The sequence below is a fragment of the Photobacterium sp. DNB23_23_1 genome (assembly GCF_052873815.1).
This window is the reverse complement of the sequence record NZ_JBNNXT010000011.1, coordinates 102,332-125,624: the sequence shown is the minus strand read 5'-3', so window position 1 is coordinate 125,624 and position 23,293 is coordinate 102,332. Positions and strand designations below refer to the sequence as shown.

22 protein-coding genes are annotated in these 23,293 nt (G+C 49.4%); 13 read left to right on the top strand and 9 right to left on the bottom strand.

Features of this window, described 5'->3' with window-relative positions; genetic code table 11:
* Window positions 1–55 precede the first annotated feature (55 nt).
* The 3 genes from tamA to ACVA53_RS09670 are packed head-to-tail and all read left to right on the top strand — an operon-like array spanning window position 56 to window position 5,889.
* On the top strand, window positions 56–1,771 hold the full coding sequence (tamA, locus tag ACVA53_RS09680; RefSeq protein WP_255045020.1) for an autotransporter assembly complex protein TamA: 1,716 nt from the start codon (window positions 56–58) through the stop codon (window positions 1,769–1,771).
* Window positions 1,768–5,520, top strand: a complete 3,753-nt coding sequence (gene tamB, locus ACVA53_RS09675) for an autotransporter assembly complex protein TamB (RefSeq protein WP_446504973.1) — start codon at window positions 1,768–1,770, stop codon at window positions 5,518–5,520. The genes tamA and tamB overlap by 4 nt, the downstream gene beginning before the upstream one ends.
* 18 nt (window positions 5,521–5,538) lie before the next feature.
* A complete protein-coding gene (locus ACVA53_RS09670) occupies window positions 5,539–5,889 on the top strand; it encodes a gamma-glutamylcyclotransferase family protein (protein ID WP_446504972.1) in 351 nt (116 codons plus the stop codon).
* Between the two features lie 9 nt (window positions 5,890–5,898).
* On the opposite strand, the gene ACVA53_RS09665 is transcribed toward ACVA53_RS09670, so the two are convergent.
* From ACVA53_RS09665 to fbp, 3 genes are all read right to left on the bottom strand, one after another.
* Entirely contained in the window at window positions 5,899–6,267 is a 369-nt protein-coding gene (locus ACVA53_RS09665; protein WP_446504971.1) for a rhodanese-like domain-containing protein, read from the bottom strand.
* 58 nt (window positions 6,268–6,325) lie between these two features.
* Window positions 6,326–6,856: an inorganic diphosphatase gene (ppa, locus tag ACVA53_RS09660; protein ID WP_446504970.1), complete on the bottom strand. Its 531-nt coding sequence runs from the start codon at window positions 6,854–6,856 to the stop codon at window positions 6,326–6,328.
* A 171-nt stretch (window positions 6,857–7,027) separates the two neighbouring features.
* Entirely contained in the window at window positions 7,028–8,044 is a 1,017-nt protein-coding gene (gene fbp, locus ACVA53_RS09655; RefSeq protein ID WP_255045026.1) for a class 1 fructose-bisphosphatase, read from the bottom strand.
* A gap of 207 nt (window positions 8,045–8,251) precedes the next feature.
* Here fbp and mpl point away from each other — a divergent pair, with 207 nt between their 5' ends.
* Complete coding sequence (mpl, locus tag ACVA53_RS09650) at window positions 8,252–9,613, top strand: UDP-N-acetylmuramate:L-alanyl-gamma-D-glutamyl-meso-diaminopimelate ligase (RefSeq protein ID WP_446504969.1); 1,362 nt, start codon at window positions 8,252–8,254, stop codon at window positions 9,611–9,613.
* On the top strand, window positions 9,606–10,235 hold the full coding sequence (locus ACVA53_RS09645; RefSeq protein WP_446504968.1) for a flavin prenyltransferase UbiX: 630 nt from the start codon (window positions 9,606–9,608) through the stop codon (window positions 10,233–10,235). Before mpl ends, ACVA53_RS09645 begins: the two co-directional genes overlap by 8 nt.
* Window positions 10,236–10,288: 53 nt before the next feature.
* On the opposite strand, the gene ACVA53_RS09640 is transcribed toward ACVA53_RS09645, so the two are convergent.
* The 4 genes from ACVA53_RS09640 to argR form a co-directional block, all read right to left on the bottom strand.
* Entirely contained in the window at window positions 10,289–10,750 is a 462-nt protein-coding gene (locus tag ACVA53_RS09640) for a universal stress protein (RefSeq protein WP_274137513.1), read from the bottom strand.
* 91 nt (window positions 10,751–10,841) lie between these two features.
* Window positions 10,842–13,421, bottom strand: coding sequence for a TRAP transporter permease (locus ACVA53_RS09635; protein ID WP_255045175.1), 2,580 nt, complete (start codon window positions 13,419–13,421; stop codon window positions 10,842–10,844).
* 113 nt (window positions 13,422–13,534) lie between these two features.
* Window positions 13,535–14,503: a TAXI family TRAP transporter solute-binding subunit gene (locus ACVA53_RS09630; RefSeq protein WP_255045174.1), complete on the bottom strand. Its 969-nt coding sequence runs from the start codon at window positions 14,501–14,503 to the stop codon at window positions 13,535–13,537.
* Window positions 14,504–14,835: 332 nt separating this feature from the next.
* Window positions 14,836–15,306 carry a transcriptional regulator ArgR gene (gene argR, locus ACVA53_RS09625; RefSeq protein ID WP_255045173.1) on the bottom strand — a complete coding sequence of 157 codons (471 nt, stop codon included), beginning with the start codon at window positions 15,304–15,306 and terminating at the stop codon, window positions 14,836–14,838.
* Between the two features lie 368 nt (window positions 15,307–15,674).
* On the opposite strand from argR, the gene mdh reads away from it, so the two are divergent.
* The gene (gene mdh / locus ACVA53_RS09620; RefSeq protein ID WP_255045172.1) at window positions 15,675–16,613 is read left to right on the top strand and encodes a malate dehydrogenase; all 939 of its coding nucleotides are present in this window, start codon (window positions 15,675–15,677) and stop codon (window positions 16,611–16,613) included.
* Between the two features lie 87 nt (window positions 16,614–16,700).
* Here the strand turns inward: mdh and ACVA53_RS09615 are convergent, their stop codons facing one another.
* Window positions 16,701–16,892, bottom strand: coding sequence for a hypothetical protein (locus ACVA53_RS09615; RefSeq protein ID WP_255045171.1), 192 nt, complete (start codon window positions 16,890–16,892; stop codon window positions 16,701–16,703).
* 152 nt (window positions 16,893–17,044) lie between these two features.
* On the bottom strand, window positions 17,045–18,016 hold the full coding sequence (gene ispB / locus ACVA53_RS09610; protein WP_446504967.1) for an octaprenyl diphosphate synthase: 972 nt from the start codon (window positions 18,014–18,016) through the stop codon (window positions 17,045–17,047).
* Window positions 18,017–18,417: 401 nt separating this feature from the next.
* Between ispB and rplU the strand changes: the two genes are divergently transcribed.
* The 7 genes from rplU (at window position 18,418) to folA (ending at window position 23,219) form a co-directional block, all read left to right on the top strand.
* Complete coding sequence (gene rplU / locus ACVA53_RS09605) at window positions 18,418–18,729, top strand: 50S ribosomal protein L21 (RefSeq protein WP_039456406.1); 312 nt, start codon at window positions 18,418–18,420, stop codon at window positions 18,727–18,729.
* Between the two features lie 18 nt (window positions 18,730–18,747).
* Window positions 18,748–19,005, top strand: coding sequence for a 50S ribosomal protein L27 (rpmA, locus tag ACVA53_RS09600; RefSeq protein ID WP_007467532.1), 258 nt, complete (start codon window positions 18,748–18,750; stop codon window positions 19,003–19,005).
* Between the two features lie 66 nt (window positions 19,006–19,071).
* Entirely contained in the window at window positions 19,072–19,995 is a 924-nt protein-coding gene (locus ACVA53_RS09595) for a DMT family transporter (RefSeq protein WP_446504966.1), read from the top strand.
* Window positions 19,996–20,135: 140 nt separating this feature from the next.
* The gene (gene cgtA / locus ACVA53_RS09590) at window positions 20,136–21,320 is read left to right on the top strand and encodes an Obg family GTPase CgtA (RefSeq protein ID WP_255045168.1); all 1,185 of its coding nucleotides are present in this window, start codon (window positions 20,136–20,138) and stop codon (window positions 21,318–21,320) included.
* A 127-nt stretch (window positions 21,321–21,447) separates the two neighbouring features.
* On the top strand, window positions 21,448–22,239 hold the full coding sequence (locus tag ACVA53_RS09585; protein WP_255045166.1) for a threonine/serine ThrE exporter family protein: 792 nt from the start codon (window positions 21,448–21,450) through the stop codon (window positions 22,237–22,239).
* Entirely contained in the window at window positions 22,236–22,709 is a 474-nt protein-coding gene (locus ACVA53_RS09580) for a threonine/serine exporter family protein (RefSeq protein WP_373689591.1), read from the top strand. Before ACVA53_RS09585 ends, ACVA53_RS09580 begins: the two co-directional genes overlap by 4 nt.
* A gap of 30 nt (window positions 22,710–22,739) precedes the next feature.
* On the top strand, window positions 22,740–23,219 hold the full coding sequence (folA, locus tag ACVA53_RS09575; RefSeq protein ID WP_255045164.1) for a type 3 dihydrofolate reductase: 480 nt from the start codon (window positions 22,740–22,742) through the stop codon (window positions 23,217–23,219).
* The last annotated feature ends 74 nt before the right edge of the window (window positions 23,220–23,293 follow it).

Genomic DNA, 23,293 nt, shown 5'->3' with positions numbered 1-23,293 from the left:
ATTAACCATGCACAAACATAAAAAAATAATGCGCTAACCAATGAAGTAAATAAGAATGAAGAGACCTTTTTTGCGGTATGGCCTGGCAACACTTGCGCTCACCGTTGCTATACCGGCTTCAGCCGCGACCTCTTTGAAGATAAAAGGGTTAAAAGGAAGCCTTGAGGATAATGTTGAAGCTTATGTATCAGCGATCCCTGAAGATGACTACAGCACTTCTTTACGCTTTCGCGAGCAGCTAGAGGGAGAGATCCGCGATGCGCTTAAAGCGTTGGGGCACTATAACCCCACGATTATTTTTTCCGCAGCAGAAGACGACAGTGAGCTGGTCGCTCAGGTCGAGGCCGGCCCGAATACAACCATAGCTCGAAGTCATATTCTTTTGACTGGCATGGCCCAAAATGACCCTGACTTTCTTGCTCTTGTTCGTACCAGTGGGTTGGGGCTTGGTCAGACGCTAAACCATGGAAAATATGAATCTTTGAAGTCTTCACTGACGAGTCTGGCGTTGAGAAAGGGCTATTTTGATGGTGAATTGAAGGTCAGTCGTTTGGAGGTTGCCCCGAGCCGTAATGAAGCATTCATCACGATTGAATACGCTTCTGGTCAGCGCTATAACTTTGGTGAAACAGTTTTCGAAGGTAGCCAGATTGAGCTAGATCGCCTGGAGTCACTTATGCCTTACGAGGAAGGTGATCCTTACTTAGCCTCTACATTGGGTGAATTTAACCAGCGTTTATCCAATGTTGGTTGGTTTTCTTCGATATTTGTCGGCGGTGAAATTGCCAACCTCAAAGACGAAGAAATTCCTGTCAGCGTGGTGCTCAAGCCACAAGTTAAAAACCAAATTGAAACTGGTATCGGTTATTCGACTGATGTGGGGCCGCGCCTGAAATTCAACTGGCGCAAACCTTGGTTAAATAGCAAGGGCCACAGTTTGAGCATAAAAACAGAGTTGTCTGAGATCCAGCCGAAAATTGAAGCGACCTATAAAATCCCGCTTGATGACGTCTTGAATGATTATTACCAAATCGTAGGCGGGATCCGCTATGTCGATAATCACGATACTATCAGTACTGAAACCAATTTGGCCGTTGAGCGTCATTGGCGTTTGGAGTCGGGCTGGAAACGAATCGCTTCAATGCGCTTGCTCTACGAAGACTATACCCAAGGTAAAATTGAAAGTGGCAATTTGTTTATGGTGATCCCGGGGATCAAATATGACAAAACCCGTGTTCGAGGTGGTGCTATGCCGACATGGGGGGATAAGCAGCTGATCTCTATTGAATATTCCGATCCGGTATTAGGCTCAGATACTCGCTTGACTCGATTACGTGGACGTTCAGCTTGGATTCGTAGTGAAGGGGAGAACCACAGAGGATTGTTCCGAGTAGATGGCGGGGCGGTGATTGCCGATAACCTGACCGATATCCCACCTTCAATGCGCTTTTTTATTGGTGGTGATAATAGTCTGCGAGGTTATAGCTATGAGTCAATCTCGCCACGTAATGAATTAGGGCTTAGAGAAGGGGGTAAGTATATGCTTACGTCCTCGCTTGAGTACCAGTACCGTGTTTATGGTGATTGGTGGGGGGCCGTATTTTATGATTATGGCTCAGCCTGGAATGACAGCCCTGAATGGTTAGCTGGTACTGGGGTGGGGGTTCGTTGGGCCTCGCCAGTGGGACCTATTCGTGTTGATTTTGCCTGGGGACTGGACAAAGAAAAAGATAAATTCCAGCTGCACTTTGTATTGGGGCCAGAAATATGATTTGGGTAAAGCGCTCAGCGATCGCCTTGTTGGCACTACTGATGGTGGCGGTTATTGCCATCGCTGCACTGTTGTATACGCCTGCAGGGATTAAAGTTGCAGTATGGGGGGCACAGAAAGTTTTGCCATCACTAAGTGTTGGAGCGAGTAATGGGAGCCTGTTGAATGGCTTTTCTTTACAGCAGGTGAATTATAGCGATGACAGCATCGACTTATCCCTAGCGCAGTTGGCCTTGGATATCGAAGACAGCTGTTTGTTAGCACCTGCAGTGTGCATTTCAGAACTTGCGGTATCCGGAGTGCGCTTTTCGATGCCTGAATTGCCCCCCTCAACGGAAGAGGTTGAAGAGGAAGTCCCAGCTGAACCGATGACAGAGTTTAGTTTACCTATTCCGATAACTCTGTCTCGCTTGGTACTGGATGATATTGAACTTAATGTGCTGGGCAATAAGGTCGCCTGGCAACACTTTTCTAGTGCGGCAGATATGTTGGGGGATACACTGACCCTCAAGCCGACAGACTGGAAAAATATAGATCTTACGTTGGCACCAGCTAGTGCTGAGCCGAAAGAGGTTGCTGAGCCTATGGTTACAGCACCGCAGCCGATTGTGTTGCCCGACGTCATTATTCCACTCTCGGTTAATATCCAGCGTTTTACCGTTGAGGCATTCACTCTTCATGGCGAGACGCCTCAGACCGTCGAGAAACTGGAGTTGATAGCCAAGGCGAAAGGCAGTGAGGTAGTGGTTGAAAAGCTGGAGGTTTCTGCGCCGCAAGCTGGTCTTAAAGCTAAAGCCAAGATTGAATTGGTCGATGACTATCCATTGGCACTCAAGGCCGATGTTGCCATCAATATGGACCCATTGAAAGACCATCACCTTGAGCTCAATGCTGATGGCAGTGTGGCCAATTTGATTTTGGATGCCCGTGTAAAAGGGACAGTGGACGCTTGGCTGAAAGGAAGCTTGTCAGCGCTGGATCCGGCGCTGCCTTTTGAACTCACTCTTGAAAGCCAGCACCTTCAGTGGCCTATTGAAAGCGAGCCAGATTTCGAGGTGAAAGAGACGAAACTGTTGGCCCAGGGCAGCCTTGATGGCTATAGCTTTACGCTCAAGAGTCAGATTGATGGTAAGCCAATGCCTGCCGTTGGTGCTGAGTTGACAGGTAAGGGGAGCCTTGAAAATATTGAATTAAGTCGTCTTGCTGTTGATACCTTGGGTGGCTCTATCTCTGGTAATGCCAAGGTAAGCTGGAAAGACTTGGTGAATTGGCAAGGTGAGCTGGCCTTTGATCACCTTCAACCGGGCTTGGAGTGGCAGGATGTACCTGGTGATCTCAGTGGTAAGTTAAGGACATCGGGGGGACTGACTCAGCATGGCGGTTGGTTCGTTGAATTGCCTGAATTGGTTGTTGATGGTGTGGTCATGGAGCAGCAGCTTGATCTCGTTGGGCAGCTATCGGCTAAAGACACTTCAGGTAAAGGAGAATTACAGCTGGATACTCAGGGGTTGGTGCTGAAACATGGTCCAAACGGGTTTTCAGCCAAAGGTCGGTTGACTAAAGCGTGGGATATGTCTGCTGATATTAATGCGCCGGATCTATCCCAATCCCTGCCAGGTTTGCGTGGCAGTGTGCAGGGGAATATTCAGCTGAAAGGAAAAATGGCTGAGCCGAACTTGGATGTTGATTTAGTGGGTGAGGCACTGGGTTGGGAAGAATTGGCTTCGCTTGAAAAACTGACGCTGAAAGGGCAGATCACCCCAATGCCAACACTGGACGCCGATGTGAGCTTGACAGCTTCAGGTGGCCGTTATGACAGTTTTACCTTGAAAGATTTGTCACTGTTGCTCCAAGGGAACGAAAAGCAGCATCAGCTAGTGCTGGATGTGAATGCTGAGCCAGTCAGCGCAGCGTTGCGCCTGCAGGGGGAGCTCGACAGGGACAAAGGCTGGCGTGGTGCGCTTCAGCAAGGGGAAATTGATACCGATCTGGGCGTTTGGAAACTTGATCGCTCAACAGCACTTGGTTACCGGTTTGATAAGCAATTGGCCAGTGTTGCGGCGCATTGCTGGGAGCAAGACCGAGGTAAAGCGGCATTGTGTCTAACTCAGAATATGGAAGCCGGCACAAGCGGCCGCGCCAAAGTAGCGTTGAGTAATGTCAGCTTCGATATGTTGACGCCATACCTGCCTGATACGGTAGAGCTTCAAGGCAGTGCAGGGGCGGAGGTTGAGGTGGCATGGGCACCGAAATCTACGCCGTATGTCAGAGCCAGTGTTAATTTACCTGCCGGTAGTGTGACTCAACAGCAAGACCCAGATTTGGATCCTGTCATTGTGGCTTGGGACAAGGTGGCGGTGAATGCCGAGGTTAAGCAAGATACCCTTATTGCTGATTGGCTCTTTGCTATCCGTAACAATGGCGATTTGAGTGGCCGGGCCAAAGTGATGTCCTTGAGTGGCGAGCAGCAGTTGGATGCTCATGTGAAACTTGATAGCTTTATGCTCGGTTTTCTTAAACCTTTATTGATGGACTATCACAGTTTCGATGGCCAGGTTGAAGCCGACCTCTCGGTTACGGGACCGGTTATGCACCCTGCAGTTAATGGCTTGCTTAAGGTCAGCAATGTTAAAGCTTCGGGGCGTACAGTGCCCGTTGATATAGATAAGGCCGATATCACGGCGACCTTCAGTGGTTACCAAGCTCGGCTTAGCGGTGAGGTGGTAACACCGGATGGTAAATTGAATATTACCGGTGATGGGAACTGGCAGGATCTGGCCAATTGGCGTGGACAGCTCGGCGTTAACGGCCGGGAGCTTGAAGTGACAGTACCGCCATTGTTGGCGGTGAAGGTGTCACCGGATTTGATGATAAAAGCAACGCCGCAGCAAGCCGAGATCACGGGCAGCGTTGGTATTCCCTGGGGGCGAATTACCGTTGATCAGCTGCCGGAATCAGCTGTCTCTGTGTCGGATGATGAGATCTTGCTCAATGCCGATCTTCAGCCTGTCGAAACAGAAAAGTCCATCCCGTTTAATCTTAAGACCAATGTGTTGGTAAGAATTGGTAATGATGTCAAGCTGTCGGCCTTCGGACTTAAAGCTGGGCTGGTGGGAGATTTGAATGTCCGCCAGGATGAAAAAGGTCCGCTTGTATACGGTGAAATCAACCTGCGTGACGGTACCTATCGTTCGTTTGCCCAGGAACTGGTGATCCGCAAGGGGCAGATTTTGTTCAATGGTCCGGCTGATCAGCCTTATTTATCGATTGAGGCGATTCGCGATCCAGACAACATAGAAGATGATGTCATTGCTGGATTGCGGGTAACAGGACCTGCGGATGAACCGAGGGTAGATATTTTTTCTGATCCGGCAATGCCACAACAGAATGCCCTGTCCTATATTTTACGCGGGAAGGATTTGGACAGTGAATCGGGTGACAGTAGTGATGCGATGGCAACCACATTACTTACTATGGGGTTAGCACAGAGCGGCCAGCTGGTGGGGAATGTTGGGGAAGCATTTGGTGTTCAGGACCTGTCATTAGATACGTCGGGTTCTGGTGATGATACCCAAGTGACAGTCAGTGGGTATATAGCCCCGGGCTTACAGGTGAAGTACGGGGTGGGTATTTTTAATTCTATTCCAGAATTTACCGTGCGTTACCGCTTGATGAAGGATCTCTATGTCGAAGTAGTTTCGGGGCTGGACAGTGCGGCTGACTTGCTGTACCAGTTTGAGTTTAACTAATCTGAGACAGGGAACGCTTTGAAAGTCTTTGTTTACGGAACGTTGCGTGAAGGGGAAGCCAATGCTGGTTTCCTCAAAGGAGCGGTTAAGCTGGGAAAAGAGCGTCTAGCCGAAGGCTATATGCTCTACAGCTTAGGTACGTACCCTGGCGCAATTACGTTACCGGATGGAGGGCCGCTATGGGGGGAGGTATATCGAATAAATGCGTGCATTTTACGGGCGCTCGATTGGCTCGAAGACTATCCGGTTGAGTATGATCGGGTTGAAATATCTACATCATATGGCAAGGCATGGATATACCTGTATAACCCACCGGTAAGCGATTTACCGGTGATCGAAAGTGGTGATTGGTGCCAACGTATTGATTAAGTCTGATTGTTATTTTGGCATAGTCTTTATTAATGCCTGATAGCTTTCTCCGTTGTAAATGTTGGAGTAGCCAAGTTTATAGAGGGCTTCTTCGGCAATCCCAGATCGGCGGCCAGATCGGCAGTAGATAAATAGTGATTGGCTTTTATCTGGGGCAAAAGTGGTCAGCAGCTCTATCTGCTCGTAAGGTATGTTGATCGCGCTTGGAAGATGGCCTTCGATAAACTCCTCGTGGGAGCGAACATCGATGATTATTGGCTTACCGGAATGTGGACCATGGTAAGACAGCCAAAACGCTTCTGGTGTAATGACTTCTGCAAAAGATGTGTTGGCCATAGAGGCTAATACAAAAGCAGTAGCTATCAATAGCCTTTGCATAGGGGATACCCTTTTAACTGTCCCGGGCTTTTTGCCCGGGAAATTGTCGCGTTGATCGCTATTTTTCCTGAGCGCGCTTAAACGACTCAAGGATTTCTTCCTTGGCTGCGGTAGCATCTGCCCAGCCTTCGACTTTCACCCATTTACCCGGCTCAAGCTCTTTGTACCGCTCGAAGAAGTGGGTTATTTGGGCTTTTAATAGTTCAGGGAGATCGTCAACATCATGAATGTGTTCATATTCTTTGGTTAGCTTGCTATGGGGCACCGCGACTACCTTAGCATCTTCGCCTGACTCGTCAGACATTTTTAGCACACCAACCGGGCGGCAGCGGATCACCGAGCCTGGAACCAAAGGAAAAGGTGTTGGTACCAGCACGTCAACCGGGTCACCATCAAGTGATAGGGTGTGGTTTACATAGCCGTAGTTACAAGGATAAAACATCGGTGTAGACATGAATCGGTCTACGAAAACTGCACCACTGTCTTTGTCGACCTCATACTTGATAGGATCGGCATTGGCAGGGATTTCAATGACAACATAGATATCTTCGGGTATGTCCTTTCCTGCAGGGACCTGATTAAGGCTCATCGTCTCTTCCTTTTGCTTGGTTAATCAATTGTTGGTGTTGTTGAAATTATAATACCAACAACCTTCTTTTATTGTCTAATAGCAATAAGTTGTAGGCGTGGTTAACACTTTGAAGGTGAAAGAGGTACTGCCGGAAGAAAACAGGCTGAGTTCTTCAGCCTGTTTGTTTACTTAGTCTTGCTCAGGGAATTCAGCCAAGAAAGCCTCGACTTTCTCTACCATGTTGGTTGAACCGACAAAGAAAGGAGCGCGCTGGTGGAGCTCAGTCGGTTTGATATCCATGATTCGGCCAACACCATCTGAAGCCTTGCCGCCAGCCTGTTCAATCAGGAAGGCCATCGGGTTGCACTCGTACAATAGGCGCAGTTTACCCGTTGGGTGGGTTGCTGTGCTTGGATACAAGTAGATACCGCCTTTTAATAGGTTACGGTGGAAATCTGAAACCAGAGAGCCGATGTAACGTGATGTGTATGGACGGTCGTCTTCTGGTACATTTTCCTGGCAGTACTTGATGTACTTCTTCACTCCCATCGGGAAGCGGAAGTAGTTACCTTCGTTGATCGAGTAAATTCTTCCGTCTTCAGGGGTTTGCAAGTTTTCGTGTGACAGGCAGAACAGACCCAAAGATGGATCATAGGTAAAGCCGTGTACACCGTTACCCGTTGTATATACCAGCATGGTTGAAGAACCATAAATGATATAGCCGGCAGCCACTTGCTGGCTACCAGGTTGTAGGAAGTCCTCTTGCGTTGGTGGTGTGCCAACTGGGGAAACTCTACGGTAAATAGAGAATATAGTACCTACGGAAACGTTTACGTCGATATTCGAAGAACCATCCAATGGATCCATCAAAACAACGTATTTAGCGTTTCGGTTCAACTCTCTGTTGAACGTAACGGCTTCGTCTTCTTCTTCACTGGCTACGCCGCACACTTGGTCACGAGCTTCCAGTGCAGCTTTGAACTTATCATTGGCATACACATCGAGTTTTTGTTGCTCTTCACCCTGAACATTCTCGTCGCCGAACGAACCTGTGATATCGGCCAAACCAGCCTTGTTGATTTCACGGTTGACGATTTTCGCCGCAAGTTTAATCGAGCTCAGCAGGGAAGAAAGCTCACCGCTGGCGTGGGGGAAGTCGTGCTGTTTCTCGACAATAAATTCGCCAAGGGTTCTAATATCGGACATATACAATCCTTGCATCTTGTTGTCATTGGGGCAGTTAAGTCAGGTACAATGTCTCTAATGGACAATTTTTATACCCATATTGGCATTTTGCCTTTTATAGTGTGTGCTCTATTTTGAACAAAATATTGTATATAAAGATCTTTTTTATGGTAACGAAGTAACGCATTAGCGTGAAATTAGTGAAAATTACCGAGTGAGACGACAGTTATGCACATCCATATTTTAGGAATTTGTGGCACTTTTATGGGCGGAGCGGCGATTCTTGCCCGCCAATTAGGCCATAAAGTAACCGGTTGCGATGCCAATGTTTATCCACCTATGAGTACCTTGCTTGAATCTCAAGGTATTGAAATAATTCAAGGTTATGACCCTTCTCAATTGAATCCAGCACCGGATTTGGTTGTTGTTGGTAATGCGATGAGCCGTGGAAACCCTTGTGTGGAATATGTGCTTAATCAAAACCTGCGATATACCTCGGGGCCGCAGTGGCTGCAGGAGATTCTGTTGCATGACCGCTGGGTTCTGGCTATTGCTGGCACCCATGGTAAGACCACTACAGCCAGTATGCTGGCTTGGATCTTGGACGATTGTGGATATAAACCTGGTTTCTTAGTCGGTGGTGTGCTCGGAAACTTCGGTGTTTCCGCGCGTTTAGGCGAAAGTATGTTCTTTGTCGTTGAAGCGGACGAATACGATAGTGCTTTTTTCGATAAACGTTCTAAGTTTGTTCATTATCGACCACGAACTCTGGTTATGAATAATTTGGAGTTCGACCACGCCGATATTTTTGATGACTTGAAGGCTATCCAGCGCCAGTTCCACCATTTGGTTAGGACGGTGCCGGGAAATGGGCGGATCCTCGCGCCGACAGGAGTCAAAGCGATTGATGAGACATTGGAGATGGGCTGCTGGAGCGAATTGGAATTTATCGGTGAAGATGGTCATTGGCAGGCCAATAAGCTTGATGCGGCCGGTAGCCGTTTTGATGTCCAGCTTGATGGTAGCAAGGTCGGCACTGTTGATTGGGATCTTATCGGTGATCACAATGTTAGCAATGCTCTGATGGCCATTGCGGCGGCCCGCCATGTTGGAGTGACAGCAGATTTGGCGTGCGAGGCGCTAGGTAAGTTTATTAATACCAAGCGGCGCTTAGAGTTAAAAGGCGAGAAGACCGGGGTGAAAGTCTATGATGATTTTGCCCACCACCCGACGGCGGTGGAGCTGACGCTAGGTGGCCTGCGTGCAAAAGTGGGTCAGCAGCGTATTCTGGCGGTATTGGAGCCTCGCTCGAATACCATGAAACTCGGAGTGCATAAATTGGATTTAGCCCCGGCGCTGGCAGCGGCCGATGAGGTCTTTATTTACCAGCCTGATAGTATTCCATGGTCGGTGGATGAAATCGCTGAGCATTGTCAGCAGCCTAGCCAAACCGATACTGATTTGGACGCTTTGGTGAGCAAGGTTGTGGCAAGTGCCAGTTCTGGTGATAACATTTTGGTGATGAGTAACGGCGGTTTTGGTGGTATTCACGGCAAGCTTCTTGCTGCCCTGGAGGCGGCGGGTGAGTGAGGCTAACCGTGATAAACGTATTACTCTTGCATGGACCGGTGCGTCCGGTGCGCCATATGGGCTGCGTTTGCTGGAGTGCCTATTGGCGGCGAACTACCATGTCTACTTACTGGTTTCATCGGCAGCGCGGGTGGTACTGGCGACCGAGCATGGTCTGAAACTACCTGCTGGTCCTGATGCGGCCAAGGCGACATTGGTGAAGCATTTAGGCTGCGCTCCAGAAGGACTGGAAGTGTGCGGCAAAGAAGACTGGTTCTCGCCGGTGGCATCTGGCTCAGCAGCACCCAAGCAAATGGTGATCTGCCCTTGTTCGGCTGGGACTTTGGCATCGGTGGCCCACGGCCTGTCGGATAACCTGCTGGAGCGGGCAGCCGATGTGGTGCTCAAGGAGCGTGGTCAATTGTTGATGGTTGTACGGGAAACACCGTTCTCGACACTTCACTTGGAAAACATGCTAAAACTGTCGCAGATGGGCGCAACGATTATGCCTGCAGCTCCAGGTTTTTATCACCAACCGGCGAGTATCGAGGATTTGGTGGATTTCATGGTGGCGCGCATATTGGATCACCTCGGGGTCGAACAAGGTTTGGTACCGCGTTGGGGCTATGACCAAAGAAAGTAAAACGATTGTATAAAGAAAAGCCCGCTCTGCGGGCTTTTTTGATCGTGATGTTGTTAACTCCCGCCAGATTCGGCCAGATGGGCCTGCGGTTTGAGAACCAGCACATTGATCGGGGAGTTTTCTACCACTTTAGCAGCGACCGAACCCAGCATCACTTTGTCCAGCCCAGATCTTTTGTGGCTAGGCATGATGATCAAATCAGCTCCAACCCGCTCGGCATGATCCAAAATCGTCGTCCATGTTTTCCCTTCAGAGACATGCTGGTGATGGACAATTTCCGGCGGAATGTAGGTTTCGGCAAAAGCTTTGAGTTGCTGCTGGGTGTCCTGCATCATTTTGCGGGCTGCATCCTTGGGAAAATAGCTGGATACCATAGCCATATGAATGCCGGGAAGCACGTTAAGCAAGTGGATGGTGGCATTGGAGTGCTGGGCATGCCAGACAGCCAATTCAACCGCTTTGTCTGCGAATCCTTTATCATTAAGGTCGACCGGAACCAAGATTTGCTTATACATACTATTCTCTTTGTTCTCGAAGGGAGAGGCTTCTTTTAGTGTATACCAAATAAGGCTGGCCCTTTCGTGATGAAAGGGCCAGATTTGCGGTTTACTTGATGTGGCTTAAGGTTTTAGCCCGCCTGCGTTGATTCCAGCCTAGTGTCCCTAATAGCAGTAACGTAGGTATAAATACCCACTCTTTCATTGGACGAGCAGCCGGAAGGCTAACAGTAGTGATTTCCCAGTCGAAGTCGATGCCAGCCTGCTCGGCTGGGCTACCAAACTCAACCATGTCGACGATCATTTTATCGTCATCCTGACGCAGCATCAGGCCGGTGGAGTCGATACGATCATCGGGAGATACCGCTTCTTCATCAAACGGCAGTAGCACGTGTTTGGTGACAAACTTTCCTTCCAGGTTTTCCCCGCTAACTTGCAGTTCTAACGGTTGACCAATAGCGAGCTTATCCGCCGCATCCGCGATCAAGGTGCCTGGCATCTCATGCTTCGGCGGGTAGACCATATCCCACCAGAATCCCGGTCGGAACAAAGTGAAGGTGATCAGCAGCAATGCCACGACCTCCCACCATTTCGTTTTGGTAAACCACCATCCTTGTGTCGCCGCGGAGAAGGTTAGCATCGCTATTATTGCCGAAGTGACTGTCAGCATTAGGTGCCACCAAGAGTCGATATTCATCATCAACAGTTGGGTGTTGAAGATAAACATGAACGGCAAGATGGCGGTTCGGATATCGTAGGTAAAGCCTTGGATACCGGTCCGGATAGGATCGCTCTTGGCGATGGCGGCTGCCGCAAAGGCTGCCAAGCCTACCGGAGGAGTGTCATCGGCAAGGATTCCGAAATAAAACACGAACAAGTGGACGGCGATCAATGGGATGATCAGGCCGTTCTGAGCCCCAAGGGTGACGATAACCGGTGCCATCAAGGTTGAGACCACGATATAGTTGGCGGTAGTCGGCAGACCCATTCCGAGGATCAAGCTGATCAACGCGGTGAAAAGCAGCATCAATATGATGTTACCACCCGAGATAAACTCGACAAACTCGGTCATTACCAGCCCAATCCCGGTTAGGGTAACCACGCCAACCACGATACCGGCTGCCGCTGTTGCCACACCGATCCCAATCATGTTGCGGGCACCGGATACCAAGCTTTCAAGCAAGTCGACCACCCCTTCCTTCCCAGCTTCAGCTAGCGTCTTTTCCTTATTGAACATCGCCAGTAACGGGCGTTGAGTTAATAGAATAAAGATCATAAACACGGTCGCCCAGAAAGCGGATAGCCCCGGCGAGAAGCGTTCAACCGTTAAGCACCATACCAAGACGACAATAGGCAGCAGGAAGTAAAGACCGGACTTCATCGTCGGCCCCGGATCCGGGACTTCGGTGATCTCAGCGTTTGGATCTTCTAGCGTGTGATCTTGATAGTCAGCAGCGACTTTGATTAGTGCCACATAAGCGATCAGGACCACCATGGCAATCATCGGTGTTGCTGCGGCTCCAAATACATCTTTGGTCCAACCGACCCCGTAATATACCAGCGCACTAAGAACGACCAAGGCGAGAATGGTGCCGCAGAAAGACAACAGGCTCTGGGCAAGTGTCGGCTTGTAACGACGTTCCAGACCAGACATCCCTGCTTTGCAGGCTTCTAGGTGAACAATGTAGATCAGAGCGATGTAGGAAATGAGTGCCGGCAGCAAGGCAGCCTTGATGACCTCGACATACGAGATCCCCACATACTCAACCATCAGGAAGGCTGCTGCCCCCATGATCGGTGGAGTCAACTGGCCATTGGTTGAGGCCGCGACTTCTACGGCACCGGCTTTGGTGCCCGGGAAACCGACTTTTTTCATTAGCGGGATTGTGAAGGTACCGGTCGTTACTACGTTGGCAATCGATGAGCCAGAGACCAAACCTGATAGCCCGGAGGCGACAACCGCTGCTTTGGCTGGACCGCCCCGCATGTGACCCAGTAGCGAAAAGGCGACTTTGATAAAGTAGGCTCCAGCACCTGCTCGCTCGAGCATGGCCCCGAACAATACAAAGAGGAAGACAAACGAGGTCGATACGCCGACCGCGATACCGAACACCCCTTCAGTGGTTAGCCAAAGGTGCGACATTGCCTTATTGAGGCTGGCCCCTTTATGGGCAATGACATCCGGCATGTGCGGGCCGCCGAAGGTGTAAAGCAAGAATACGGCTGCGACGACCATCAGAGGTGGCCCCAGTGCGCGTCGGGTTGCCTCAAGCAACAGCACCATACCGATGACCGCGACCACGATATCCATTTGGGTCGGTGCACCGGAGCGGCCGGCTAGCTGGGTGTAGAACAAATAGATATAGGCAGCGGCAAAACTCCCTGCAAGAGCAAGGATCCAGTCGACCAGTGGGATCCGGTCACGTGGTGAGCGTTTCAGTGCTGGGTAGGCAGTAAATGCCAGAAAGATGGCAAAGGCCAAGTGAATAGAACGGGCTTCGGTGTCGTTCAGGACGGCAAAATTGAAAATAAACGGTAACGGTGAAGCGTACCAAAGTTGGAACAGAGACCAACAGAGTGGAACAAACCACAGGATACGTCCAGCCAGTCCAATCGGGCTCCGTGCCCCGGTATCCGCCTGAGCCACCATATCTTGCACATCTGTCGACGATTGCGTTGTCTTCGTCATGCATAATCCTTCTTCGATGGGCTAGGGTGTGATTAGAATTTCTTGGGATAAATACGAGAAACAGCAAGCGCCATGATGCGGCACTTGCTGGACAGTGTTGCCTATCAGCAGGCTTACTTCAGGTAGCCTGCTTCTTTGTAGTATTTCACGGCACCAGGGTGTAGCGGGATAGACAAGCCATCTTTGACCATATCTTCAGGCTTGAGGTTGGCAAAAGCCGGGTGCAGACGTTTGAAGGTATCGAAGTTTTCGAACACTGACTTCACGACAGCGTAGACAACGTCATCTGATACGTCGCTAGAAGACACCAGTGTTGCTGCAACACCGAAGCTATTGACGTCACCATCTGTTCCTTTATACATACCACCCGGTACGGTGCTTTTGGCGTAGTACGGATTGTCTGCCACGATTTGGTCAATTTTAGGACCCGTTGCTGGGATCAGCTTGGCATCACAAGATGTGGTGGCTTCTTTGATCGAACCGTTTGGATGACCGACGACATAAACAAAGGCGTCAATCTTGTTGTCGCAAAGCGCCTGTGAACGCTCGGAGCCTTTTAGCTCAGAAGCCAGTTTGAAGTCTTTGTTGGTCCAGCCCATCGCGTCCATGACAACACCCATGGTGGCGCGGTCGCCTGAGCCAGGGTTACCGATGTTCACACGCTTACCTTTCAGATCTTCGACACCGTTGATGCCAGCGTCGGTACGGGCAATGATGTTGAACGGTTCGGTGTGCAGTGAGAACACTGCGCGTAGTTTCTTGTATGGCCCTTGTTCTTCGAACTTGCTGGTACCGTTATAGCCATGGTACTGCCAGTCAGACTGGACGATACCGAAGTCTAGCTCGCCAGCACGCATGGTGTTGACGTTATAGATCGAGCCACCAGTAGACTCGACTGAACAGCGAACATTGTGTTCTTTACGGTCTTTGTTGACGAGCTTACAAATTGCACCACCAGTCGGGTAGTAAACACCCGTTACAGAGCCGGTTCCGATAGTGATGAAGTCTTGGGCATTGGCCATGCCAGTGGTCATTACTGCAGCAGCAAGTGCACTGACTTTGACGAATCGCTTAAATGCCATGTTTGTCCCTTCCTAATTGTTGTTATTTCCAGAGAAAAGCCTTTTCCATCTGTGGTAAGGCGTGCTTACCTGAGGGTAATTCATCGCTGAATCTGGTTAATGATATCAAAACAAAGTAATAAGTTTAAAACTATGTTAATGAGGGTGGGGCGATTACAACGTGGAAATAGTTACTGACAGTAAGAGGGGATGGAATAATTATTTAAAGCAATCAATGGCTTGTGCTAGGCGTGGCGATTCGGTGAAAGTTTGTCTTATTGTGACAGAACTCTCACTATACTAGGCAGTCAATCGCATCGTTTGCTGCCTAGTATCGTGGTATGGATAAGCAATTACTTGCTGTAGTCGAACAGATCGCAGACAGAGTCGTAAAGCTCTTCTGTTGAGATGGTATTGGTTGGGGTGATAAAGATGGTATCGTCGCCAGCAACCACTCCTAAGATCCCTTCAGCTTTGCCAAGAGAGTCTAGTAAGCGGGCAATAACTTGGGCTGCACCCGGGCCGGTATGGATAACAACTAAAGCGCTGTTATAGCCAACTTCCATCACTAACTCTTTGAGAGGGCTACTTGTTGTGGGTACGCCAAGCTCGATTGGCAGGCAGTAGACCATTTCCATCTTCGCATTACGGGTACGCACTGCACCGAACTTCGTCAACATGCGAGAGACTTTGGATTGGTTGATATTGTCGAACCCCTGAGCTTTCAATGCGTCGACGATTTCGCCTTGAGAGCTGAATTTCTCTTCTTTTAGAATTAATTTGAACGCTTTGACTAAGCGCTCCTGTTTATCTGAATTTCGCATAAGTAAATATCATGTCCAGGGACGAGGTGCTGTATTCTGGCACAATTTTTTGGATTCAAGCAAACAGTGTTCAAGTAAACTGGTGCATGCATCACCATTCTAGACGTAGAAAGTGAATAGTTATTGATGAATATGCAGGCTCTACTCTATGTGAACGTCAATGATTCAAGAGGGGATGTTATAGGGATGTAGCACATTTTGTTCTTGCCTATGCGTGATATCGCAAAGCTGGTGGCATCTGATTGAATTTCTTTATCGGTTACTATAACGTCAGTTCTGCTTGTGATATGAAATCAGTGTTTTAAATCAACTGTGATTTCATATGATTAGGTCTGAAATTATATACTTCTATCGTAAGGAGAACGAACATGAAAGTTGCTGTAATTGGTGCGGCCGGTGGTATCGGTCAGGCTCTTGCCCTGTTGCTTAAAAATCGTCTGCCAGCGGGTTCGGATCTGGCTTTGTATGATATTGCCCCTGTAACACCAGGTGTTGCGGCTGATTTGAGCCATATCCCAACTCCTGTTTCTATCAAGGGGTATGCCGGTGAAGATCCAACGCCTGCACTAGAAGGTGCTGATGTTGTTCTTATCTCTGCGGGGGTTGCCCGTAAACCAGGAATGGATCGTGCCGACTTGTTCAATGTGAACGCAGGTATCGTGAAGTCATTGGCTGAAAAAATTGCCGTGGTTTGTCCAAAAGCGTGCGTGGGTATTATCACTAACCCTGTAAACACCACTGTTGCTATCGCAGCTGATGTGTTGAAAAAAGCGGGTGTTTATGACAAGCGCAAGCTGTTTGGTGTGACCACACTGGATGTTATTCGCTCTGAGACATTTGTCGCTGAGCTGAAAAATGTCGACCCAGGTGAGATCCGTGTACCGGTAATCGGCGGTCACTCTGGTGTGACAATTCTACCGCTACTTTCACAGGTAGAAGGTGTTGAGTTCACAGAAGAAGAAATTAAGGCGCTGACACCACGTATCCAGAATGCCGGTACCGAAGTGGTAGAGGCAAAAGCGGGCGGTGGCTCTGCAACTCTTTCTATGGGTCAGGCGGCTTGTCGCTTTGGTCTTTCTTTGGTTCGTGCACTGCAAGGTGAGACTGGCCAGGTTGAGTGTGCTTATGTCGAAGGTGATGGCAAGCATGCACGTTTCTTCGCACAACCTATCTTGCTAGGCAAAGAAGGCGTCGAAGAAGTGATGGATTACGGTACGCTGAGTGCATTCGAGCAAGAAGCGCTGGAAGGTATGATGGATACGCTTCATGGTGACATCGCCAAAGGCGAAGAGTTTGCTGCGAAGTAATCTGTAAGCGAATTAAAAGAAGCGGCCAATGGGCCGCTTCTTTTTTATCTACACAGAGTGAAAATGAGGGAAGATCGTCGTCATTAATTAATAATAATGATCACAGCCGGTGTGCAGTTGAGGCTGGTCGACAAGATCATTGCAGTTGATATTGATCCGGCGGTGATCTTTCATGCTCTCAATGATCACGGTGTTGTGTTCTTGATCCACGTCGATGACTTCGGCGACCCCATTTTGAAACTCCACCCACATACCAGACTTGAGCTCTTTTGCTTGCATAATGGCCTCCTGACATGATCATCAATGATCCAGCCTTTATTGATATAACTATAGAATATTGTAATTGCAATGAGTGATGACGATCTTTGGCTGGGATCGGGTCATAAAAAAAGCCTGCCGATTGGCAGGCTTAATTAAGCAATATGATAGCGTTATTTGTTGCGGTGGACCGCTAGGTGGGCCAGTTCAATCAAGGCGACTTTGTATTCGCTTTCGCCAATCGGAGCTAGGCTGGCAATCGCTTTCTCGGCCTCTTCTTCCGCTCGTTGTTGGGTATAGTCAAGCGATCCGGCCTGCTTCATACACGCAAGGATCGGCTCTAGCTTATCAAGGCCATTGCCCTTCTCAATCGCCTCTCGGATCATCGCAGATTGCTCTGTATTACCATGTTGCATCGCGTGAAGCAGAGGAAGGGTCGGTTTGCCTTCGGCCAGGTCGTCACCGACGTTTTTACCCATCTCATCACCGTCGGCATTGTAGTCCAGTACATCGTCGATCAGTTGGAAGGCGGTGCCGAGGTAGCGGCCGTAGTCTTGCAGGGCCCGCTCAATCTCTTCTGGTGCGTCTACCAAGATGGCGGAGATCTGGGTTGCGGCTTCGAACAGACGGGCTGTCTTGGAGTAGATGACCTGCATATAGCTGTCTTCGGTAGTGTCGGGATCGTTGCAGTTCATTAACTGCTGTACTTCCCCTTCAGCGATGACATTGGTTGCTTCGCTCATGACGTCAAGGATCCGCAACGATCGTAGGCTAGTCATCATCTGGAATGAGCGGGTGTAGATGTAATCGCCCACCAAGACACTGGCCGCATTACCGAACATAGCATTGGCGGTGGCTTTACCACGGCGCATATCTGACTCATCGACGACGTCGTCATGTAGCAGAGTCGCAGTATGGATAAATTCCACAAATGCCGCAGCGGTTGTGTGCTGTTCACCTTGGTAACCAAGGGCACGGGCTGCCAGTACAGCAAGCATCGGGCGTATGCGTTTGCCGCCGCCGCTGACAATGTAAAAACCTAGTTGATTAATGAGGGCTACATCTGAGTTCAGTTGAGCCAGTATCTTCGCGTCGACTTGTGCCATATCATTGGCAGTGAGCGCTTGGATAGCTTTGAAATCCATTGTACATCCAGCAAAATAATGTGCCGCACCCGGCGGATTGTTATGCGTGTCGGTTGATGGCTTAACGGGTTTTGACCCAAGCTGAAAAACCAGCCCAATTAGGATGGGAAGTGGCTCACAGTAAGGTTCAAAGGGGTTGCATAGTTAAGATTTGTTCATCAACCGATATAAATTAATTATCGAATATTACACTAAAATGCTGCAATCTTCATAACCTCGATTGCGTTTAAATCAATGACTTTTATTACTGACCAGCTTTTCGCCAATTTTCTTTGCACAAGCGCTTGCCAGTAGCCCTGATTTCGCGTAACATTCGCGCCCTATTGATGACAAGATTAAGCGCATACCCATTGCCCAAGTTATACGTGGCAAATGGCCTATGCGGACAAGCGGAGTAAGACATGTACGCTGTTTTCCAAAGTGGTGGTAAACAACACCGTGTAAGCGAAGGCCAGACCTTACGCTTAGAAAAACTAGACGCTGAAACTGGCGCTAGCATTGAATTCGACTCAGTTCTTCTAGTCGCTAACGGCGAAGAAGTGACTGTAGGCGCACCTTTTGTAGCTGGCGGTAAAGTAACTGCAGAAGTAGTTACACACGGTCGTGGCGATAAAGTAAAAATCGTTAAGTTCCGTCGTCGTAAGCACTCTCGTAAGCAAGCGGGCCACCGTCAGTGGTTCACTGAAGTCAAAATTACTGGCATCAGCGCTTAATAACAGGAGAATTTAAAGATGGCACACAAAAAAGCTGGCGGTTCTACTCGTAACGGCCGCGATTCAGAAAGTAAACGTCTTGGTGTTAAGCGTTTCGGTGGCGAATCTGTACTAGCAGGTAACATCATCGTACGTCAGCGTGGTACTAAGTTCCACGCAGGTAACAACGTAGGCCTAGGTAAAGACCACACTCTATTCGCTCTATCTGATGGTAAAGTGAAGTTCGAAGTTAAAGGTCCTAAGAACCGTAAATTCGTTTCTATCGAAGCTGAATAATTTCAGTCTCGACACGAATGATAAAGCCCTGCCTACTGGCGGGGCTTTTTGTTTATGGGGGGCTTTATGCCACAGCAAAATCCCTTTGTTGGGATGTCCCTGGCGTTGTTGACCGCCGTATTTTGGGGAGCGCTGCCCATTGCAATGAAGCAGGCTGTCGAGGTGATGGATCCCTTTACCATCGTCTGGTATCGATTCATGACAGCGGCCACTGGATTAGGCCTGTGGCTAGCTTACCGACGTAATCTGCCAAGCCTTAGTAGGCTAGGGCGTCAGGGAGCTATTCTTATGTTGCTGGCAAGCTTGGGGCTTGCAGGTAACTTTGTACTGTTCAACAGTTCGTTGTCGTACCTAAACCCGGCTGTTGTCCAGGTGATTATGCAGCTGGCACCAATGATGTTGCTGTTGTCCAGCGTCTGGTTGTTTAAAGAAACGCTAGGCAAGCACCAGGTTGTGGGCGTGATAGCCCTATTGACCGGGTTGCTACTGTTTTTTAACGAGCGTCTGGCTGAGCTGTTTACCAGCATGAGCGCGTATACCACCGGTGTGTTGCTGGCGGTCGCTGCTGCGATGGTGTGGGTGGTTTATGCCTTGGCCCAAAAGCGAATGCTACGTCAGTTTTCGTCGTCGCAGATCTTGTTAATGATCTACGTGATCTGCGCCTTGATCCTGACGCCGGTCGCCACACCAAGCCAGATCCAGATAATGGATCCCCGCCAGTTGGGTATGCTGATTTTTTGCTGCCTCAACACGCTAGTGGGATACGGGGCGTTCGCCGAAGCGATGGCACGCTGGCAGGCATCACAGGTTAGTGCGGTGATCACTTTGGCGCCTTTGTTCACGATCCTGTTTGTGGATCTGGCCAGCTTAATTTGGCCTGACTATGTCGTGCCAGCAGCCCTGAACCAATGGGGTTATGCCGGAGCTATGGTCGTTGTCGGTGGTGCGATGTTCAGTGCTATCGGTCATCGCTTGCTGAAGCGAAAGTAATACTGGGCACCAGCGTTGCCCGCGGTTGTGCGTGTCAAAAGGTCAGATAAGCATGACATTTGGTTGTACAATAGGTTAATAGCTACTTGGACAGAGCGATCCGGGTTGAAGAGTTTTAACGCCACAGTGCGGAGAAAGAGATGAAGTTTGTAGATGAAGCGGTGATTCGAGCCGATGCTGGTGACGGTGGTAATGGTACCGTTAGTTTCCGTACCGAAAAGTATGTACCGAAAGGCGGACCTGACGGTGGTGACGGCGGTGACGGTGGTGATGTTTACCTACTGGCCGATGAAAACCTCAATACATTGATTGACTATCGCTTTGTAAAATTTTATGCCGCTGAACGTGGCGAAAATGGTCGCGGTGGTAACTGTACTGGTAAACGTGGTGCCGACAAGGTCTTAAGCGTTCCAGTTGGTACCCGTGCTGTCGATGAAGAGACCGGTGAAGTCATTGCCGATTTGACGCAGCATGGCATGAAGATCATGGTATCTAAAGGTGGTTTCCATGGTTTGGGTAACACCCGTTTTAAGTCTTCTGTAAACCGTGCTCCGCGTAAGAAAACAATGGGTACCAAGGGCGAGGTTCGTCACCTTCGACTAGAGCTATTGTTATTGGCTGATGTGGGGATGCTTGGTCTGCCAAATGCAGGTAAATCGACATTCATCCGTTCTGTATCAGCGGCAAAACCAAAAGTGGCTGATTATCCGTTCACCACTCTGGTGCCAAGCTTAGGTGTGGTTCGTGTTGATAGCGAGCGTAGCTTTGTTGTTGCCGATATTCCGGGTTTGATTGAGGGTGCTGCTGACGGTGCCGGCTTGGGTATTCGTTTCTTGAAGCACCTTGAGCGCTGTCGTGTACTCTTGCACATGATCGATCTGCTACCCGCTGATGGCTCAGACCCGATTGAAAATGCATTTACAATCATCAACGAGCTTAACCAGTACAGTGAAAAGCTAACCAATAAACCGCGTTGGCTGGTATTTAACAAAGCTGATCTGATGCCAGAAGAAGAAGCGCAAGAGAAGATCGAAGAGATCTTAGACGCTCTGGCATGGGACGATGATTACTATTGTATCTCGGCACTAAATCGTACGGGAACCAAAGAGCTTACCTACGATCTTATGCGTCAGATCGAATCAATGCCTGCTGTTGACTTTGAAGATAATGACGAAGAGTCTGAAGAGAAGAAAGTTGAGTTCAAGTGGGATGATTATCACGAACAGCAAATTAAAAACGCTGAGAAGAGTGATGACGATGATGATGACGACTGGGATGATTGGAACGAAGACGATTACGATGTAGAGATCATCTACAAGCCGTAACCAAGAAGTACTCAGTACGATGAAAAACCGCCTGCAAGGGCGGTTTTTTTGTGCCTAATCAAGATGATATTTGTAAAATTGTATGATAATTCATCATCCAGTTCACAGATTTGAGGCAGAAGACACAATGGAAGAGTCAAGCGGGGCATTGACCGAGCCGGTACAGCGGGAGATTTCTCGCCTTGCGGTATTGGCGGGACAGCGGTTGTTGCAACATGGAGCGGAAAGTACTTTGGTGATGGATGTAGCCAGACGCTTGGGGTTAGCTTTGGGTGTCGACAGTGTTGAGGTCTCCTTGTCTGCCAGTTCCATGGTGCTGACGACCCTTAGCCATGGGCGTTGCATCACGACCACTCGCCGATGCCAAGACCGCGGTATCAACATGCAGGTGGTGACCGAAATCCAGCGGGTGTGCATCATGGCCGAACGAGGGGTGCTGGATGTCAACGGAGTACACCAACGGCTAGAGAAGATCAAGCCCATGCGCTATAACCGGTATCTGGTGATCGTGATGATCGGTCTGTCGTGTGCTTCTTTCAGCCGCCTAGCGGGCGGGGATTGGCCAGTGTTCGCTTTGACCTTCGTGGCATCGGCGGTGGGCATGTTTGTCCGTCAGGAGATTGCTCACTGCCATTTCAATCCACTGCTCAACTTCGGTGTTACCGCTTTTGTGACCACCCTGATTTCCGGGGTCGGGCAAGTGTATCAAATCGGCGAAGCTCCGTTTTTGGCTATGGCCTCATCGGTATTGATGCTGGTGCCAGGTTTCCCGCTTATTAACGCGATTTCAGACATGGTCAAAGGATATTCCAATATGGGGATCGCCCGCTGGACCATGGCCAGCTTGCTGACCTTGTCGACCAGTATGGGAATCGTAGCGGCCATGAATGTACTGGGTGTATGGGGATGGCTATCATGATTTCCACCACATTTTTGCTCGCTCTGCTCAATGATATGTTTTTTGCCATGATCCCAGCGGTCGGCTTTGCGTTGGTGTTCAATGTGCCGCCGAAGGCACTGAAGTATTGTGCCATTGGTGGCGCACTGGGCCATGGCTGTCGTTTTGCTTTAATGCACGGGGGGCTGCCGATTGAGTGGGCGACCTTGTGTGCAGCGACGTTGGTCGGGGTGATAGGTGTTCATTGGTCACACCGTTTTCTGGCCCACCCCAAGGTGTTTACCGTCGCGGCGATGATCCCTATGGTACCGGGGGTGTTCGCCTTTAAAGCGATGATTGCCTTGGTTGAAATCAACCACCGGGGATTTACCCCTGAGCTGTGGGGATTGTTAGTTGAAAACATGCTTAAGGCGGTATTTATCGTGGCATCTCTCGCAATCGGCCTGGCGATGCCCGGCTTGCTGTTTTATCGCCGTCGTCCTGTGGTATAACTCTTGCCGACAGGAATAGAGGAGAAAGCAATGAAGATCAGTATGGTTGCCGCGATGGCTAAGGCGCGGATCATCGGTAAAGATAATGCCATGCCGTGGCATCTACCTGCCGACTTTACTTGGTTCAAGAAAGTCACGATGGGCAAGCCGGTGGTGATGGGCCGCAAAACCTTCGAGTCCATTGGCCGCCCTTTGCCGGGCCGGCACAATATCGTGATCAGCCGCAATGCTGATTACCAAGCCGAAGGGGTCACTGTGGTTGCTGATATCAATGCGGCCAAACAAGCTGCCGGCGATGTCGATGAACTGATGGTGATCGGTGGCGGCAGTATTTACGCTGCTTGCTTGGAAGAGGCCGACCGCCTTTACCTGACCTTTATTGATTTGGATGTTGAAGGTGATACCCAGTTTCCTGATTGGGGAGAAAACTGGCAGGAAGTGCACTGCGAATCGTATACGGCAGACGAGAAAAATGCCCATGATATGCGGTTTGTGATTTTGGAACGCTAACCAACCCAGTAGCGATCGGATTAAAAAGGCTTGCCAATTGGCAAGCCTTTTTATGATTGGTGTAAGGGGAAGTG